The organism is Streptomyces chlorus, assembly GCF_042655885.1.
GTDB lineage: Bacteria > Actinomycetota > Actinomycetes > Streptomycetales > Streptomycetaceae > Streptomyces > Streptomyces chlorus.
Genome location: NZ_JBHSOA010000006.1, coordinates 122,422 through 138,457, shown reverse-complemented (window position 1 = coordinate 138,457; position 16,036 = coordinate 122,422). Strand labels below are relative to the sequence as shown.

Genomic DNA, 16,036 nt, shown 5'->3' with positions numbered 1-16,036 from the left:
CGAGGGGTCCCTACGGGGACGGCTCCGTCCCGCCCGGCGGCGGTGTCCCGTGCGCGTGCTTCAGCCGGGAGCGGGCGTGGACGCGGTCAAGGCCGGTCAGTTCCGCCCAGTACCGATGGGTGCTGACGAACACCACCAGCTCGTGCTCCCGGCGCCGGAGCTTTTCCACCTCGGCCTGCTCGTCGTCCGTCCAGCCGGGTGAGGCGGGGCGCTCGACCATGCGCCGGCCGGTTTCGTCGCTGAACCCGTCGAGCGGTTCCACCGACCAGGGAAGCCGCTTCAACAGGGCCGACAGCTCGGCCTGGACCTGACGCAGCTCCTCCTGACCGGCGAGGAGGTCACTCGGAAAGTCATAGGTCGCAGCCACGCGCCAATGATACGCCTGTTCGATTTTAGGGGGCGGGTTAATCGGAGGCCTCCTCGCCCGGTTCACCCGATCGGGTAAGCCCGGGTACGCGGTCGTCCGGCATGGCCATCAGGGGCGCCCGGGGGTGAGACTGGGGGCATGTGCCGGAGTATCAAGACCCTGCGTCCGCCCGCGTTGCCCGAGGAGGCCACCGAAGACGAGATCCGGGCCGCCGCCCTGCAGTACGTGAGGAAGGTGTCCGGTTTCCGGGCGCCGGCCGCCCACAACCGCGAGGTCTTCGACCGGGCCGTGGACGCGATCGCCGAGGCCACGGCCGGCCTGCTGGACGGCCTGGAGGTGCGCGGCGCCGGCGCGAGCGCGAGCACGGTGCGGCAGGCGGGGTAGACGGGGAGACCGGGCAAGTGGGATGGGTGAGGCGAACGACGTAGCGGGTGAAGAGGGGCGGGGCGGGCCCTCGTCACCCCGTTACGACGCTTCCACCGGTACCGGCCGCTCGCGCATCAGGTACGCCGCCCCCGCACCCGCCCCGAACAGCGCGCCGACCGACACCGCGGTGGCGAGCCAGGTCGCGCCCAGCCAGTGGGCGCCGAGGTAGCCGAGGGCCACGCTGTAGGCGGCCCAGGACAGCCCGGCCAGTGCCGACCAGGGCAGGAAGTCGCGGGCCCGGCGGCGGGCGGCGCCCGCGCCGAGTGAGACCAGCGAGCGGCCGGCCGGGGCGAAACGGGCGAGGACGACCAGACCGCCGCCGCCGCGGGCCAGCGCGGCGCCGAGACGTTCCTGCGCGCCGGCCAGACGGCGGGAGCGGGCGATCGCCCGGTCCAGGCGGTCGCCGCCGCGCCAGGCGAGACGGTAGGCGACCAGGTCGCCCAGGACGGAGGCGGTGGCGGCGCAGAGCGTCAGGACCAGGATGTCGGGCACGTCGGTCGCGGTGCCCGCAGCGGCGGCGGCGGCCGCCGCGATCACGAGGACCCCGCTCGGCAACACCGGCAGGAACACGTCAAGAAGGACCGAGAGGGCCACCACCACGTAGACCCATGGGCTGCCGATCAGCGACCCGAAACTCTCCACCCGAACTCCCCGTTGCTCCCCCGTCGGCCAGACCGTGCCGCGGTGGCGCGTAGGAGCGGCAGGAATGACCATTGACAGTCACTGAGAGTACGCCGAGCAGGTGACGGAAAGGTCACGAAGAGTTCGTGCGTACGACGCCGTGCATGCGTGTCGCCTTGGCTTCTCCCCGTACGTCACCCGCTCAGTTCGGTCTCCGTCACCGTTCTCAGCCGGGCCTCCGGCCCCGCACCCGGCCGCCCCGCGACCGTCCCCGGTGCCGGACTCTTCGCCGTGCGCGCGTGCTCCAGCCGCAGCACCGCCGAGCGCCCGCGCATGGTCAGCGTCATGAGCTGGTTGCCGAACCAAGGCCCGCCGGTCCTGCGCCACTTGACCGGCGGCCGCCCCGAGCGCCCGTGCCGGGCGACGACCCGGCCGAGGCCGCGGGCGACGGCGCTCCAGCCGAAGCGGAACCCGAGCCGGATCGACAGGGGAATGGAGTTGTGCACGGGGGAGCAGGTCAGCTGCACCACCCGGGCGTCCGGCCCGCGCCCGCGCCCCCGCCCCCGCCCGTCCCCGGACCCGCGCCCCCGCCCCGTCGCGCCCCAGCTCGGCTCCGCCACATACGCGTGATGGACGTCACCGGAGAGCACACACACCGTCGCCGGCGCGTCCGGCCCCGTACCGGCCTCGGCGATCACCTCCGCCAACTCCCCGAAGGACTCAGGGAACGCCGCCCAGTGCTCCAGGTCCGCCGCGCGCCGCAGCCACTCCCCGAACCGCGCCCAGCGGGGCCCCTTGTCACCCCGGGCCAGCACGGAGCTCCACCCCTCGACGTCGTGCACCAGATGCGGCAGCAGCCAGGGCAGGGACGTACCGATGAGGAGATGGTCGTACGCGCCGCGCTCGTCCAGCGCCTGTGCGCGCAGCCAGGCCGCCTCGGCCGGGTCGAGCATCACACGCTCGCCCTCCGTCAGGACCCGGGCCGCCCGGGTGTCCACCATCAGCAGCCGCACCCGGCCGAAGTCGCGCCGGTAACTCCAGCGCACCGAGGCCGCGTCCGCCTCGGCCTTCGCGGCGAAGGCCCGCAACACGTCCGTACCGTCGGGGCGTTCCCGCACGGACGCGTACAGCGGGTCCGCCGCCAGTTCGCGCGGGGAGAGGTTGCCGAGATGCTGGTACACCCAGTACGACATCAGACCGCTGCGCACCCGCTCGCCCCACCAGGACGTGGCCCGCATGTCGGCGACCCAGGAGGCGGAGGTGTTCCAGTCGTCGATCACGTCGTGGTCGTCGAAGACCATGCACGTGGGGACGGTCGACAGCAGCCAGCGCACCAGCGGGTCGAGCCAGGACTCGTAGTAGAGGTGGGTGTACTCCTCGTAGTCCGCCACCTGGTCGCCCGGGGGGTCCGCGAGGTCGCGGCGGGCGGCGAGATAGGCGCGCGTGGCGTCGGAGGTCTCGTCCGCGTACACCTGGTCGCCCAGAAGGAGGAGCACGTCGGGCCGTTCGCCGCCCGGATCGGCGGCGATGCGCGCGGCCAGGCCGTGCAGCGCGTCGGGGCCGACGGGATCGGGCTCGCCGGCCGGCGGGGACGCCCAGCGGCAGGAGCCGAAGGCGACCCGCACACCGGCGTCGGCCTCCGCGCCGGGAGTGGCGATGACGGAGGGCGGCAGCGACGCGAAGGCCTCGTCCTCGGCCGGCGGCCACACGCGGGTGCGGTCGAGGAACACCTCGTACGGCGTCGCCGTGCCGGGTGTCAGGCCGGTCACCTCGACGAGCGCGTAGTGGTGCCCCGCGATCTGGAAGGTGCGGGCCGTCCCGCCGGACCCGTCGGCGCAGCGCACCTCGGCGGTGCCCGGCCGGCTCGTCTCGACCCAGACGGTTGCGGACGAGCCGTCGAGGTACCTCAGCAGCGGCCCGAGGCGCAGTCCGGTCATGGTGGTGCCCCTTTCCTCCGTCGCCCCGTACGGTACGGAACGACGGAGGAGTGCGGGGGACCTTGGGCCTGTTGCGGCGTGCTACGCGGTCAGCAGCTCGCGAGGTAGCCCTGCAGGGCGGACTTCTCGGCCGAGTCGACCGACAGGCCGTAGTAGTACTTCACCTGCACCCAGGCGCGGACGTAGGTGCAGCGGTACGCCGTGCGGGACGGCATCCACTCGGCGGGGTCCTTGTCGCCCTTGGACTGGTTGACGTTGTCGGTGACCGCGAGGAGCTGCGGGCGGGTGAGGTCGTTGGCGAAGGCCTGGCGCCGGGCGGTGGTCCAGGAGCCGGCGCCGGAGTCCCAGGCCTCGGCGAGCGGGACGAGGTGGTCGATGTCGACGTCGGAGGCGGCGGTCCAGGTGGCGCCGTCGAACGGGGAGTACCAACTGCCGCTGGTGGAAGCGCAGGCGGAGTCGGTGACGACGTTCGTGCCGTCGCGCTTGAGGACCGTCTCGCGGGTGTTGCAGGTGCCGCTGATGGTGATCCAGTGGGGGAAGAGGTCACGGTTGTAGCCGGTGCGGCTTTCGGTGGACACGGTGAGCGAGGCGAGGTAGGTGCGGGCCGTGGAGGCGCTGACCGGGGTGGGGAGGGCGGCGGAGGCGCTCGGGCCGTTGAGCATTCCGGCGGAGGCTATGAGCCCGGTGAGCGCCGCGACTATGCTCAGGCGTCGACGCGCGTAGAACTTGGGCATGCGAACTCCCTTGTGGGGTGGGGGCGTTGGGGTGCGAGCAAGGGGAATGCTCGCCTCGCGGCGTTACGGGGAGGGGTGGACCCGGTGAGAACTTAATGACGTGTGCATGACGTGTCTAGATGTGCGGCGGCGCCGATGTGGTGCGGATGCCGTGCGGGCGTGACGTTTTCGTGGGATTCCCGCAGGTATGGACGGGGTGCGGAGGGGGTGCGGGTGCGCGCAGAGGTGTGCGTACGGGTGCTCGGGCGGGTGTGCGGACCGGCCTCGCGTACGATGGACGGCGCAGAGGGGGAGTAGCCCTTCGCCGGACCGTCGACATACTGCTCAGCCCGTCTGAGCCGGCGCCCGGAGGCAGGCCCCGTACATGGGGTCGGCCGGCGAGACCTTCGGCAAGCAGTGCACGCCCGTGCCCCTCGGCGCGGGTGCCATGTGTGCTGCCGTGCCGAGGCGTCCCGTGGACACGCGCAGACTCTCGGTGGGGCAGCCCCGACCGATCGAGGAACCTTGATCAACCTGACCGTGACGGCCGTCGTGTTCGGCGTCGTCTTCCTCGCCGAACTGCCGGACAAGACCGCGCTCGCCGGCCTCGTCCTCGGCACCCGCTACCGGGCCTCCTACGTCTTCGCCGGTGTCGCCGCCGCCTTCGCCGTGCATGTCGCGCTCGCGGTGGCGGCGGGCAGCGTGCTCACCCTGTTGCCGCAGCAGCTCGTGCAAGCGATCACGGGTGCGCTCTTCCTGGGTGGCGCGGCGATGCTGCTGTTCAAGAAGGACGACGGCGAGGAGGAGGTCCGCAACCCCAAGGACCAGTCCTTCTGGAAGGTGTCCGGGGCGGGCTTCATGCTCATCCTGGTCGCCGAGTTCGGCGATCTCACCCAGATCATGACGGCCAACCTCGCCGCCCGTTACGACGACCCGCTCTCCGTCGGTCTGGGTGCGGTGCTGGCGCTGTGGGCAGTGGCCGGACTGGGCATCGTCGGCGGAAAGGCCCTGATGAAGCGGGTGCCGCTCAAGCTGATCACCCGGATCGCGGCGCTGTTGATGCTGGGGCTCGGGGTGTGGAGCCTGTGGGGGGCGGCGACCGGCTGAGCGGGGCGGGCCGGGCCGGCGGCCGGACCGGAGGGTGGGCCGGGAAGGGTGGGCCGAGTGGAACGCACGGCCGGTCGACCGGTTCCGTCGGCGGCTGCGGGGGCGACGGCGCGGCCAACGATTCGTGAACGGTCGGCGGAGCCGCTGGCGGGATGCCGGACTTGTTTTGTATCGTGAATGAACAAAGTGGCTCCCGCCCGTTTTCCCTGACCGGCGGGCGGGGCCGCCTTGTCTCCCCTTCCCGAAAACCGCACCGGGGCCCGCACCCGGGCCCCACCTTCCCGCGCTTTGGAGCTGCCGATGACGGCCACCGCCGTACTCACCGCCCGCGCCCTCCTGCTGGACATGGACGGCACCCTCGTCAACTCGGACGCCTCGGTGGAGCGCGTCTGGCGACGCTGGGCCGAGCGGAACGGGCTCGACGGCGACGAGGTCATGAAGGTCGTGCACGGCCGCCAGGGCTACGCCTCGATGGCGCTGCTGCTGCCGGACCGGCCGACGGAGCGGAACCACGCCGACAACGCGCGCATGCTCGCCGAGGAGACCTCGGACATCGAGGGCGTCGTCGAGATACCGGGCGCCCGCGCGTTCCTCGCCTCGCTCGACGGCCTCCCGCACGCCCTCGTGACCTCCGCCGACGTCGCCCTGTCCACGGCACGGATGGCCGCCGCAGGGCTGGAGCGGCCCGAGGTGCGGGTGACCGCCGAGTCGGTCGGCGCGAGCAAGCCCGACCCCGAGGGCTTCCTCAAGGGCGCGGCGGAACTGGGCGTCGCCCCGGCCGACTGCGTGGTCTTCGAGGACTCCGGGGCGGGGATCGCGGCAGGGCGCGCGGCCGGCATGCGCGTCGTCGGCATCGGTCCGCGCGCCGGACTCCACGACCCGGACGTGGTCGTACGCGACCTGACCCAGGTACGGGTGGAGCGCGGCGCGGACGGGACGATCCTGCTGCACATCACGGAAGCCGGGCACGCGGGCTGACGTCGCCTGTCGCCGCCGCGAGGCGGTGCGGCCGGTACGGCAGGTTCCGTCGCCTCAGCGGTTCCCGGTCTCCGCCTCCAGCCGGGCCCGGGTCTCCGGTCCGTACACACCCGGCTCGTCGCCACGGACGCCCCGCGTCCACTGGTAGGTGCGGACGGCGTCCTCCGTGCGGCGGTTGAACTGGCCGTTGGCCGAGCCGTTGTACAGGTACACCTTGCTCAGGCGCTGCTGGAGGTCGACGACCTCCGGACCCCGGTCGCCGCGCCTCAGTGTGGGACCGGTGGCGGTGCCGTCGTCCAGTTCCTCCGCCTCCTCGGGGGCCTCGGCCGGGGCGGTGGTCGTCGGGGTCGCGGAGGGCTCCGCCGCATCCGACGGGGCCGCCGAAGCGCTCGCCTCCGACTCCGCCTCCGCCTCCGAGGCCGATGGCGACGCCGACGGGCTCGCGGTCTCGGACGGCGGGGCCGGGGCCGACGCCGGGGCGGACACCTCCGGTGAGCCGGACACGCTCGTGTCCGGTGCCGCCGAGGGCGCGTCGGCCACGAGCGTGTCCGGCACGCTCGCCCGTACGTCCTTCGGCAGTGCGTCGTCCCGGGACGGCGTCTCGTAGGCGAACAGCCCGCTCGCCCACCCGGCGGCCCCGATCACCGCCACGACGGCCCCGGCGGCCACGACCAGCGTGGTGCGGCGACGGCGGCGGCGGCTGCCGGGGGGAGCGGGTTCGCCGGCCTCCGGGACCGGAAGTGAACCCGCCCCGGCAGGTACCGTCCCGAGGGGACGCGTGGAGTCGAACAGGTTCAGGTCGGTGGCGCTCGGCTCGCTCGTGGACGGCGCGAGAGGCGCGGCGAGGGGCGTGGGCCGGGGGGCCGGGGCCGGCACGGGGGTGGCCGGGGGGAGCACGGACGTCGCGTCCGGGTCGCCGGGGGTTTCGGGTGCGGCGAGCGAGTCCGCGGTGAGGGCACGCAGTTGCATGGTCGCGTCGGCGGCCGGCCGCAGTGCCTCGGGTGCCGTCTGCCCAGCCCGTGCGGTCCGCTCGCCGTGTGCGGTCTGCTCGTTCCGTGCTGTGGGCCCGCCGTGAGCCGCCGGGGTGTCCCGCCGGTTCGAGTCGGCCGGGGTGCGGGCCTGCTCGGTCCCCTGCCCGGCTTCCGGCGCACCGCCGTCGGCCGGGGTGTCGCCGACCTCCGGCATGCCGGGGTTCCCGTCGGCCGGTGCGGCGTTCGGCGTACTCGCTGCGGCTGCCCCTGCCGCTGCCATCGTCGTGCCGTCGTCGAGTTCGACGTACGGGCGGATGCGGAGCGGAGTGAAGTCCTCGGCCTCTGCCGCCTGCGCCGTACGGGCGTCGCGAAGGGCGTCGGACGCGCGCAGATTGCAGGCGCAGGAAGGGGTGTTGTCCCTGTTCCTGGACGCACCGCAGTCCGGGCACGGGGTGCCCGTCGAATCGTCCACGTGTATTCCCTCCCCTCGCGATCTCCAGAGATTATGCAGATCTTCTCCACACGCCGACGCACACGCCCCCCGGAATGCGGTCTTCCGGATGGACTCAACAGGCCATAACCGGTCACACCGATCACGATGGACCGTGGAAACGAGAACCTGTGGAGGTGGTCATGTCCGGGGACACGCACGGCAGGGCGGAGAGGGCGGGCAGCGCGTGGCCCTCGCCCGGTGCCGGTTCCGGTTCCGGACCGCCGGCCACCGATGCCGGCCCGGGCGGCCCGGGCGGTCCAGGTGGCCCGGGCGGTCCGGGCGGTCCCCGTGAGCAGGTGTCCCGCAACGTCATCGTCTCGATGGGCGCACTGCTCCTCGGCCTGCTGCTCGCCGCCCTCGACCAGACCATCGTGGCCACCGCGCTGCCCACCATCGTCAGTGAGCTGGGCGGCCTGGAGCATCTGTCCTGGGTGGTCACCGCGTATCTGCTGGCCTCGACCGCCGCGACCCCGCTGTGGGGCAAGCTCGGCGACCAGTACGGCCGCAAGCGGCTGTTCCAGACCGCCATCGTCATCTTCCTGATCGGGTCCGCGCTGTGCGGCGTGGCGCAGGACATGGCCCAGCTGATCGGTTTCCGCGCGCTCCAGGGGCTGGGCGGCGGCGGACTCATCGTGCTGTCCATGGCGATCGTCGGCGACCTCGTCCCGCCCCGCGAACGCGGCAAGTACCAGGGCATGTTCGGCGCCGTCTTCGGTACGACGAGCGTCCTCGGGCCGCTGCTCGGCGGACTGTTCACCGAGCATCTGAGCTGGCGCTGGGTGTTCTACATCAACCTGCCCCTCGGGGTCGTCGCCCTCGCCGTCATCGCGACGGTGCTGCACATCCCGCGCAGTTCGACCCGGCACGTCATCGACTACCTCGGCACCTTCCTCATCGCCTCCGTCGCGACCTGCCTGGTCCTGGTCGCCTCCCTCGGCGGCACCACCTGGGCCTGGGGCTCGCCGCAGACCATCGGCCTCACGGTGCTGGGTGTCGTCCTCGCCGTCGCCTTCGTGTCCGTCGAACGCCGGGCCGCCGAACCGGTGCTGCCGCTGAAACTGTTCCGGATCCGCACCTTCACGCTCGCCGCCGTGATCAGCTTCATCGTCGGCTTCGCCATGTTCGGCACGTCGACCTACCTCCCGACGTTCCTCCAGGTGGTCCAGGGAGTCACCCCGACCATGTCCGGCGTGCACATGCTGCCGATGGTGGCCGGAACGCTGCTGGCCTCGACCGGCTCCGGACAGATCATCAGCCGCACCGGCCGCTGGAAGGTGTTCCCGATCGCGGGCACCGGCGTCATGACCGTCGGCCTGCTGCTGCTCCACCAGATCGACGAGCACAGCACCACCGCCGTGATGAGCGCCTTCTTCTTCGTCTTCGGCCTGGGGCTCGGCCTGATGCTGCAGGTTCTGGTGCTGATCGTGCAGAACTCCGTCTCCTACCAGGATCTGGGCGTCGCCACCTCCGGCGTGACCTTCTTCCGTTCCATCGGCGCCTCGTTCGGCGTCGCCGTCTTCGGCATGATCTTCACGAACGGCCTCGACGACAAACTCGCCGACGTCTTCCGCGGCGCCCGGCTCCCGCCCGGCGTCTTTGCCGACGCGCTGGAGGCCGACCCGCGCGGCATCCAGGACCTGCCGGCCGCCCTGCGCCCGGAGGCCGTCCACGCGTACGCCTCCTCCATCACCGCCGTCTTCCTGTACGCCGCTCCCGTCGTCCTCGTCGGGTTCGTCCTGGCCTGGCTCCTCAAGGAGGACAAGCTGCGCGCCTCGGTCACCGCGCCCGACGGTGCCGAGACGCTGGCCGGCAACCCGGTGGAGCGGTCGTCGTACGACGAGGTGTGCCGCGCGCTGTCACTGCTCGGCACCCGCGAGGGCCGGCGCGACATCTACCGGAAGACCACCGCCCGCGCGGGCTACGACCTGCTGCCCGCGACGAGCTGGCTGCTGCTGCGGATCAGGAGGCACGGCACGGTGGAACCGGTGCTGCTCGCCGAGCGCAGTCCCGTCCCGCTCGATGTCGTCATGGAGGCCGCACGCCAGGCCGAGGTGCGACACCTCGCCCGGCGCGAGGGCCTCGGCCTCGTCCTGACCGACGACGGGTTCGAGGCCGCCGAGCGGCTGGCGCGGGCCCGGGAGGAGTCCCTGGCCGAGCTGCTCGGCGACTGGTGGGGACCGGGCCGGCCCACTGATCTGGTGCGGCTGGTGCACGAGCTCTCGGGGGAGCTGGGCGGATCACGCGGGGAACGCCCGCACGGGGAACGCCCGCACGGGGAAGGCCCGCACGGGGAAGGCCCGCACGGGGAACGCCCGCACGGCGGCGGCGAGCGTCCGGGGGGTGCGCGCGGCGGGCGCCCGGGTACGCCGGTCGGCTGAGCCCGGAACGGGGTTCACCCGAGCTGCTTGGTGAACCAGTGCTCGGCGGTCGGTTCGCTGTTGTGCGGTTCCGTCTCGGTGAAGCCGAGCCGCGCGTACAGGACGCGGGCCTCCACCAGGTCGCCGCGCGTGTCCAGGATCAGCCGGGTGGCCCCCGACGCGCGGGCCGCGTCCTCGGCGGCGCGCACCAGGAGCGCCGCACCGCCCCTGCCCCGCATCCCCTGGTGCAGGAAGACCCGGGTGAGTTCGGCGGTCGCAGGGTCCAGCAGCCGGATCCCCGCACTGCCCGCCGCCTCGTCCCCGTACCGCGCGACCAGCAGATGCCCGCGCGGCGGCACGAGGTCGGCGCCCGACTCCGCGGCGATCTCGCGCTCCAGTTCCTGCGGATCGGTCCGGCGTCCCTCGTGCAGCAGGTACCAGCGGTCGCTGACCTCCGTGTAGTACGCCCGCCAGAGCGCGGCGGCGACGGGGGAGTCGGGGAGTTCGGGGCGGATCGTCCATGTCATGTCCGCATTCTGCGTATACCTGTCCCCGGGCCCGCAACTCTGTTTGCGGGCGGGCATTTGGGCAACCCGAACGGAGAACCGGCGCGCGAGGAGCGCCGGTTGGCCGACGAACCGGAAGGCATCCATGTCCACTGGCCTGATCATTGCCTTGATCGTGATCGTGGCGGTCGTTGTCGTCGCGGCGGCCGTACTGACCCTGCGCGCCCGTGGCCCCCGCCACGGCGCGCACCTGAAGCGGCGCTTCGGACCCGAGTACGACCGGGCCCTCGCCCGGCACGACGGGGACGCGGAGGCCGCCGAACGTGAACTGGCCCAGCGCGTGAAGCTCCACGGCGACCTGCGGGCACGCCCGCTGGGGGCCGCCGAACGGGAGAGGTACGAGGCGGGCTGGACGGCCGCGCAGGAGCGGTTCGTCGACTCGCCGCGGGACGCCGTCGCCGAGGCGGACCGGCTGCTCGCCGACCTCGCCACCGCCCGGGGCTACCCCGACGGCGGACAGTACGAGGAGCAGCTCGCCGCACTGTCCGTGCACCACGCCCACCACGTCGACGGCTACCGCCGGGTGCACCGGGTCGCGCAGGCCCGCGTGAACGGCGGGCACGAAGGCGGCGCGGGCACCGAGGAGATGCGCGAGGCCATGGTCGAGGCCCGCGCCCTCTTCGACGACCTGGTGCGGCCGTCCCGTCACGACGACGGAGACCATCGCGGCGGCCCGGACGGCCACCGCGCGAGGACGGCCGAACGCGGCCGCCCCCACACGCCCTCACTGCTCCACCGGCGACAGGCGAAGGAGAGCTGAGCGAGATGACCGACACGACCCGGCGCCCCGGCGACGAACCGCTGACCGAGGCGCCCCGCACCACCACCCGCACGACCGCCCCCGGGACCCGTGACGGAGTCCACGGGAACGTCCGCGAGGACACCCACGGGGACGTTCACCAGGACATCCACGAGGACATCCACGGTGACCCCCGCCGTGACGCCTACGAGAAGGGCGCCCGAGCCGGCGCCCCGGACCTCCGCGAGGACACCGGCACAGTGATGCCCGCCCGCGACGGCGCAGGCTCCCCGGCCGCCGACCGCTCGCGGACCGGTGGCACGCCGGACCCGTACACGCCCCTGGACGACCGCCACGACGGTGACCGCGCCCCCGGCGCCGCGCACGGCCCCGGTCTGCTCCCGCTCGACGACGGCGACAAGCTCTCCGCGCAGTTGCAGCACGCCGTGGCCGGTTTCGTGGACGCCCCGCGGGACTCCGTCGCGGAGGCCGATCACGTGCTGGAGGAACTCGCCGCCCGCTTCACGGACGTGGTGACCGAGCGGCGCCGTACCCTGCGCCGGTCCTGGCAGACCGCGGACGTCGGCGAGGGCCCGAACGCCGCCGAGACCGGCACCGAGCAGCTGCGCCTGGCCCTGCGGGACTACCGCGAACTGGCGGAACGGCTGCTGCGCGCCTGACCGGCTCCGCGCCGGGGCCGGCCGTCAGGTGCCCCGGCGCTCCGGCCCCCCGGCCCCCGCCCGGCGCTCCCGCCACTGCCGTACGACGTCCTCGACGTCGTACGGTTTTTTGCCCAGCGGGGGGCCGGGCGGCGGCTTGTACATCATGTCGCGGATCTTGACGTTGATCTCCGTGAGGATCCTCCGGACGATCCGTTCCGAGGGGGCCGCGTAGGCCGCCTCCAGGGCGTCCTCGGCCTCCTTGCGCAGGGCCAGCGTCGGCGGCAGCACCGAGTAGCCCTCGCGGGCCAGCTTCCGCTTGACCCACCACATCTCGTCGTACGGGGACTCCAGGTCGGGTGGGAGGGGCTTGCCCGCTCCCGGCAGCCGCGCGAAGTCCTCGCGCGCCTCGGCGTCACGGATCTGCTTGTCCACCCACGTTTCGAAATCGACGTCCGGCGGCTTTCGCTCGGTCATGGGGCCATTGTGCCCGCCGGACGGACGGGAGGGAGCCGGGCGTTTTATCATGCGGCGACAGCGAGCCGTTCCGGCCGCCGCACCAGGCCGTTGTGGCCGCCATCGGGCCGGTACCGCCGGTCCGCCAGAACGTCTCAGGAGGAGCGCACGTGCTCGAACTCACCATGGCCACCGTGTCGTCGGCGGAATCGGGGGCCACGGCCGGCATGCTCATGGCCGACGCGCCGACCGAGCCGGGCGCCGTGCTGCGGGTGGGCCGGGACAGGTCGGTGTGCCGGCTCTCCACGCCGGACGACTGGCTGTTCGTGTCCCGGGTTCACCTGGAGTTCCAGTGCGCCCAGGACGGCACCTGGTACCTGAGCTGGCTGCGCGGTTCGCTCCCCGAGCCGTCCTCCGAGGTCCGGCTGACCATCGGGGACCAGGTGCACCCTGTCTCCTACGGCGGCAGCGTCGCCCTGCCCCGGGGCGGCAACGGCGAGGTCGTCGTCCTGGACCGCTCGGCCCCGCGCAGCGTCAACGTGGGCTTCTACCACGAGGTGTGAGGCCGGCCGGCACCGCACGGGCACACCGGCTCACTCCAGCACCCGCGCCAGGGCGAAGCCGTCGTACCCCTTGGCGCCGACCGTCTGGACCGCCGTCCCGCTCAGCCTCGGGTGGCCGGCGATCAGCTCGAGGGCGGCGCGGGTGCCCACCAGGTCCGGGTCGGTGCTGTCCCGGTCGATCACCCGGCCGCCCCGGACGACGTTGTCGAGGACGATGACGCTGCCCGCGCGGGTGAGCTTCAGGGCCCACTCCAGGTAGTGCGGGTTGTTGGCCTTGTCCGCGTCGATGAAGACCAGGTCGAACGGGGGCGGGTGCTCGTCGGCCAGCCGGGGCAGCGACTCCAGCGCCGGACCCACGCGTACCTCGACGAGCTTGTCCAGGCCCGCGCGGGCGATGTTGCCGGTGGCGACCTCGGCGTGCCGCGGGTCGTACTCCAGGGAGATCAGCCGCCCGTCGGCCGGGAGGGCGCGGGCCAGCCAGATCGTGCTGTAGCCGCCGAGGGTGCCGATCTCCAGGATGCGCCGGGCGCCCTGCACCTGGGCGAGGAGGTGGAGGAACTTGCCCAGGGCGGGGGTGACGGCGATGGGCGGGAGGCCGGCGGCCTCGCTGTCCCGCAGGGCGGCCGTCAGGGCTTCGTCGTCGGGCGCGAGGAGGGCGGCGAAGTAGTCGTCCACCTGGTGCCACAGCTGTGACTCGCTCATGTGCGCACACCTTCGTTCTTCATCTCGTTCTTCATACGACCAGTCAGTCGGACCCAGTTGGTTCATTCCCTCCGGTCCCCCCGGCGAAGGTACGTCTTCGGCCTCCCCTGTGATCCCTCTCGCGTCCCGGCGGGCAACCCGCTCTTCTCCGTCTATCGTCATCCGGACCAAAGCGGGACCAAAGCGGGAAAGACGTCAGGTGAACCGGGGGTTGCCTGCGTCTCTTCCGGGGGTGGCGCGAGCCTCATAGGGTTCGCGGAGTGACCCTCACGCGCGGGACGCGTGGGATCAACGGGGCGGGAGGCCGACGAGGCGTGGCAAACGCGGAACACAGGGGGCGAACGGCGGAGTCCTTCGGAACCACGGCCGCCGGCGGTACCGGATCACGCCTGCACACGGTGCGGCTCGGACTGTGGCTGCTCGGCGCTCGGCCTGCGCCGCGCGGTGCGTTACGCCCACGACGGCCGGCTGCTGCTCGCCGTCGCGATCACCGGCTGCGCCGCCATCGTCGTCTCCCCGGCCGCGTGGCAGCACCAACTGCTGTGGGTGCTGCTCACCGTCGTCGGCACGGTCGGCAGACGCGCCTCCGACCGGCTGGTGTGGCCCGTCGCCGTCGTCCTGGTGATGACGCTGCTGGCCCAGATGATCCTGCCGGAGATGCCGTTCCCGTACCCCGTCCGGGACAACGCCGTCCTGCTCGCCGCCCTCGCCGCCGCCACGGTGGTCCCGTTCCTGTCGCGCACCTCGCCGTACTTCCACACGCCCGTCCCGACCCGGTACGCCGAGCCCGTCCCCACCCGCTTCCGGCACGTCCCGCTGCTGCCGTTCCTGCGCCGGGTCGTGACCCGCCCCAATCTGCTGCTGGAACTGCTGCTGCTCCGCGTCACCTACGCCGCGTACTCCAAGGTGCGGCTCGCGGCGACCGGCGGCAGGGAGCGCGCGGAGGAGCACGCCCACCAGATCCTCGACCTCGAGCGCGTGCTCCACCTGGACATCGAGCACGCGGTCAACCACGCCGTCGTGGAGATCGACTGGCTGCGGAACTTCTTCGACTTCTACTACATGTCGTTCCGCTTCGCCGTCCCGCTCACGGTCCTCGGCCTGCTGTACTGGCGGCGCCCCGTCGACTACCGCTGGGCGCGCGCGAGTCTCGGCTTCACCACGCTGCTGGCCCTGGTCGGCTTCTGGCTCTACCCGTTGGCCCCGCCGCGTCTGATGCCGAACCTGGGGATCATCGACACCGTGCACGGCGTGCAGGACTTCTCCAAGCCGGACTACGGCGCCCTCACCGCCCTCACCAACCAGTACGCGGCGATGCCGTCCCTGCACTTCGGGTGGTCCCTGTGGTGCGGCGTGGTCATCGCGATCATCGCTCCGAAGCTGTGGATGAAGACACTCGGGCTGCTGCACCCCCTGCTCACGGCCACCGCGATCGTGGTCACCGGCGATCACTGGGTACTGGACGCGGCCGGCGGCGCGATCGTCGTCGCCGCCGGCTTCGGCCTGACCTACCTCTTCCAGGGGCCGCGGGCCCGGACGGTGACGGCCGCCGCCGCCGTCACCGACACCGCGCCAGGGCCCGAGGCCACGGAGGCCAAGCCGCCGGACCCCGCCCCCGCACAGGGGGAACCGGCCCGGAAGCAGGTTCCTGCGCGGTCCTCGCCGCAGTGGTCCGCGAGGACTCAGCGGTGAAGGCTCAGCGGTGAAGGCTTCGCCGGGCACGGCGAAAGCGGCGGCCCCGGGGATCTGGGGGCCGCCGCTTTCGGTATGCGGGGTGGTGCGGGTGGTGCCGGGGTGGTGCGAGGGCTGGTGCCGGGTCGGTCAGTACCAGCTGTTGGCCTGCCAGAAGTCCCAGGCGGCGCACGGGCTGCCGTAGCGCTCGTTCATGTAGTCGAGGCCCCACGAGATCTGGGTGGTGGGGTTGGTCTTCCAGTCGGAGCCGGCCGAGGCCATCTTGGTGGCGGGCAGGGCCTGGACCAGGCCGTAGGCGCCGCTGGAGGGGTTGGTGGCGGTGTGGTTCCAACCGCTCTCGTGCTGGACGATGTTCGAGAAGCACTGGTACTGCGCGGAGTCGCCGACTATGGCCTGCGCGGTCGCCTGGGCCGAGCCCGAGCCCGTGGTGGCGGCCTGCGCGGGGGCGGCGGCGATCAGCGTGCCGCAGGCCGCGGCGGCGATGGCGGCACCGGCGAGGGCCTTCTTCGGGGTGGCGATGGCGCGGAGGAGGGAAGCGGCGGTCACGTAGAAACCTTTCTTCGGCTACAGGGCGGTCGTCGTAGGTCCGGCCCCCGGAACACCCGGTGGTGTGTGGGGGTGGGGCATACGTCGGCGCCGCGGCCCGGGTGGGGCACGTCGGCGCCTGGCGACTGCTCCACAGAAGCAGA

The 16,036-nt window shown here is 72.8% G+C and carries 16 protein-coding genes and 1 pseudogene; 8 read left to right on the top strand and 9 right to left on the bottom strand.

The window, feature by feature from the left end; translation table 11 throughout:
* Nucleotides 1-10: 10 nt before the first annotated feature.
* Nucleotides 11-367, bottom strand: coding sequence for a hypothetical protein (locus ACFPZI_RS03810; protein WP_381358167.1), 357 nt, complete (start codon nt 365-367; stop codon nt 11-13).
* 138 nt (nt 368-505) lie between these two features.
* Here ACFPZI_RS03810 and ACFPZI_RS03805 point away from each other — a divergent pair, with 138 nt between their 5' ends.
* Complete coding sequence (locus ACFPZI_RS03805) at nt 506-751, top strand: DUF2277 domain-containing protein (protein ID WP_381358164.1); 246 nt, start codon at nt 506-508, stop codon at nt 749-751.
* 81 nt (nt 752-832) lie between these two features.
* Here the strand turns inward: ACFPZI_RS03805 and ACFPZI_RS03800 are convergent, their stop codons facing one another.
* The 3 genes from ACFPZI_RS03800 to ACFPZI_RS03790 form a co-directional block, all read right to left on the bottom strand.
* On the bottom strand, nt 833-1,435 hold the full coding sequence (locus ACFPZI_RS03800) for a DedA family protein (RefSeq protein WP_381358161.1): 603 nt from the start codon (nt 1,433-1,435) through the stop codon (nt 833-835).
* Nucleotides 1,436-1,608: 173 nt separating this feature from the next.
* Nucleotides 1,609-3,351: an alkaline phosphatase D family protein gene (locus ACFPZI_RS03795; RefSeq protein WP_381358158.1), complete on the bottom strand. Its 1,743-nt coding sequence runs from the start codon at nt 3,349-3,351 to the stop codon at nt 1,609-1,611.
* Nucleotides 3,352-3,440: 89 nt separating this feature from the next.
* Nucleotides 3,441-4,085, bottom strand: a complete 645-nt coding sequence (locus tag ACFPZI_RS03790; RefSeq protein ID WP_381358155.1) for an HNH endonuclease family protein — start codon at nt 4,083-4,085, stop codon at nt 3,441-3,443.
* Nucleotides 4,086-4,589: 504 nt separating this feature from the next.
* Here ACFPZI_RS03790 and ACFPZI_RS03785 point away from each other — a divergent pair.
* A complete protein-coding gene (locus ACFPZI_RS03785; RefSeq protein WP_381358153.1) occupies nt 4,590-5,171 on the top strand; it encodes a TMEM165/GDT1 family protein in 582 nt (193 codons plus the stop codon).
* Nucleotides 5,172-5,471: 300 nt separating this feature from the next.
* A complete protein-coding gene (locus ACFPZI_RS03780) occupies nt 5,472-6,149 on the top strand; it encodes an HAD-IA family hydrolase (RefSeq protein ID WP_381358150.1) in 678 nt (225 codons plus the stop codon).
* 54 nt (nt 6,150-6,203) lie between these two features.
* On the opposite strand, the gene ACFPZI_RS03775 is transcribed toward ACFPZI_RS03780, so the two are convergent.
* Nucleotides 6,204-7,592 (bottom strand): peptidoglycan-binding domain-containing protein, encoded by a 1,389-nt coding sequence (locus ACFPZI_RS03775; protein ID WP_381358147.1) that lies wholly within the window; start codon nt 7,590-7,592, stop codon nt 6,204-6,206.
* 161 nt (nt 7,593-7,753) lie between these two features.
* Between ACFPZI_RS03775 and ACFPZI_RS03770 the strand changes: the two genes are divergently transcribed.
* Nucleotides 7,754-9,991, top strand: coding sequence for an MDR family MFS transporter (locus ACFPZI_RS03770; protein WP_381358144.1), 2,238 nt, complete (start codon nt 7,754-7,756; stop codon nt 9,989-9,991).
* Between the two features lie 14 nt (nt 9,992-10,005).
* Here the strand turns inward: ACFPZI_RS03770 and ACFPZI_RS03765 are convergent, their stop codons facing one another.
* The gene (locus ACFPZI_RS03765) at nt 10,006-10,497 is read right to left on the bottom strand and encodes a GNAT family N-acetyltransferase (protein ID WP_381358142.1); all 492 of its coding nucleotides are present in this window, start codon (nt 10,495-10,497) and stop codon (nt 10,006-10,008) included.
* 124 nt (nt 10,498-10,621) lie between these two features.
* Between ACFPZI_RS03765 and ACFPZI_RS03760 the strand changes: the two genes are divergently transcribed.
* Nucleotides 10,622-11,296: a hypothetical protein gene (locus tag ACFPZI_RS03760; protein ID WP_381358139.1), complete on the top strand. Its 675-nt coding sequence runs from the start codon at nt 10,622-10,624 to the stop codon at nt 11,294-11,296.
* A gap of 5 nt (nt 11,297-11,301) precedes the next feature.
* A complete protein-coding gene (locus ACFPZI_RS03755; RefSeq protein ID WP_381358136.1) occupies nt 11,302-11,955 on the top strand; it encodes a hypothetical protein in 654 nt (217 codons plus the stop codon).
* A 24-nt stretch (nt 11,956-11,979) separates the two neighbouring features.
* On the opposite strand, the gene ACFPZI_RS03750 is transcribed toward ACFPZI_RS03755, so the two are convergent.
* The gene (locus tag ACFPZI_RS03750; RefSeq protein WP_381358134.1) at nt 11,980-12,411 is read right to left on the bottom strand and encodes a DnaJ family domain-containing protein; all 432 of its coding nucleotides are present in this window, start codon (nt 12,409-12,411) and stop codon (nt 11,980-11,982) included.
* A 149-nt stretch (nt 12,412-12,560) separates the two neighbouring features.
* Between ACFPZI_RS03750 and ACFPZI_RS03745 the strand changes: the two genes are divergently transcribed.
* A complete protein-coding gene (locus ACFPZI_RS03745) occupies nt 12,561-12,953 on the top strand; it encodes an FHA domain-containing protein (protein ID WP_381358132.1) in 393 nt (130 codons plus the stop codon).
* Between the two features lie 30 nt (nt 12,954-12,983).
* Here the strand turns inward: ACFPZI_RS03745 and ACFPZI_RS03740 are convergent, their stop codons facing one another.
* Nucleotides 12,984-13,655 carry an O-methyltransferase gene (locus ACFPZI_RS03740; protein ID WP_381358129.1) on the bottom strand — a complete coding sequence of 224 codons (672 nt, stop codon included), beginning with the start codon at nt 13,653-13,655 and terminating at the stop codon, nt 12,984-12,986.
* Nucleotides 13,656-14,075: 420 nt separating this feature from the next.
* Here ACFPZI_RS03740 and ACFPZI_RS03735 point away from each other — a divergent pair.
* Nucleotides 14,076-15,347, top strand: a pseudogene (locus ACFPZI_RS03735) (phosphatase PAP2 family protein); the annotation flags it as partial.
* A 129-nt stretch (nt 15,348-15,476) separates the two neighbouring features.
* Here ACFPZI_RS03735 and ACFPZI_RS03730 read toward each other — a convergent pair.
* Nucleotides 15,477-15,893, bottom strand: coding sequence for an aggregation-promoting factor C-terminal-like domain-containing protein (locus ACFPZI_RS03730; protein ID WP_381358127.1), 417 nt, complete (start codon nt 15,891-15,893; stop codon nt 15,477-15,479).
* Nucleotides 15,894-16,036: the final 143 nt, after the last annotated feature.

Bases quoted from the DNA above. Each gene is read 5' to 3' on its own strand.
- ACFPZI_RS03770 (WP_381358144.1), top strand. From the start codon at position 7,754: ATGTCCGGGGACACGCACGGCAGGGCGGAGAGGGCGGGCAGCGCGTGG.
- ACFPZI_RS03790 (WP_381358155.1), bottom strand. From the start codon at position 4,085: ATGCCCAAGTTCTACGCGCGTCGACGCCTGAGCATAGTCGCGGCGCTC.
- ACFPZI_RS03755 (WP_381358136.1), top strand. From the start codon at position 11,302: ATGACCGACACGACCCGGCGCCCCGGCGACGAACCGCTGACCGAGGCG.
- ACFPZI_RS03780 (WP_381358150.1), top strand. From the start codon at position 5,472: ATGACGGCCACCGCCGTACTCACCGCCCGCGCCCTCCTGCTGGACATG.
- ACFPZI_RS03760 (WP_381358139.1), top strand. From the start codon at position 10,622: ATGTCCACTGGCCTGATCATTGCCTTGATCGTGATCGTGGCGGTCGTT.
- ACFPZI_RS03750 (WP_381358134.1), bottom strand. From the start codon at position 12,411: ATGACCGAGCGAAAGCCGCCGGACGTCGATTTCGAAACGTGGGTGGAC.
- ACFPZI_RS03740 (WP_381358129.1), bottom strand. From the start codon at position 13,655: ATGAGCGAGTCACAGCTGTGGCACCAGGTGGACGACTACTTCGCCGCC.
- ACFPZI_RS03795 (WP_381358158.1), bottom strand. From the start codon at position 3,351: ATGACCGGACTGCGCCTCGGGCCGCTGCTGAGGTACCTCGACGGCTCG.
- ACFPZI_RS03765 (WP_381358142.1), bottom strand. From the start codon at position 10,497: ATGACATGGACGATCCGCCCCGAACTCCCCGACTCCCCCGTCGCCGCC.
- ACFPZI_RS03805 (WP_381358164.1), top strand. From the start codon at position 506: ATGTGCCGGAGTATCAAGACCCTGCGTCCGCCCGCGTTGCCCGAGGAG.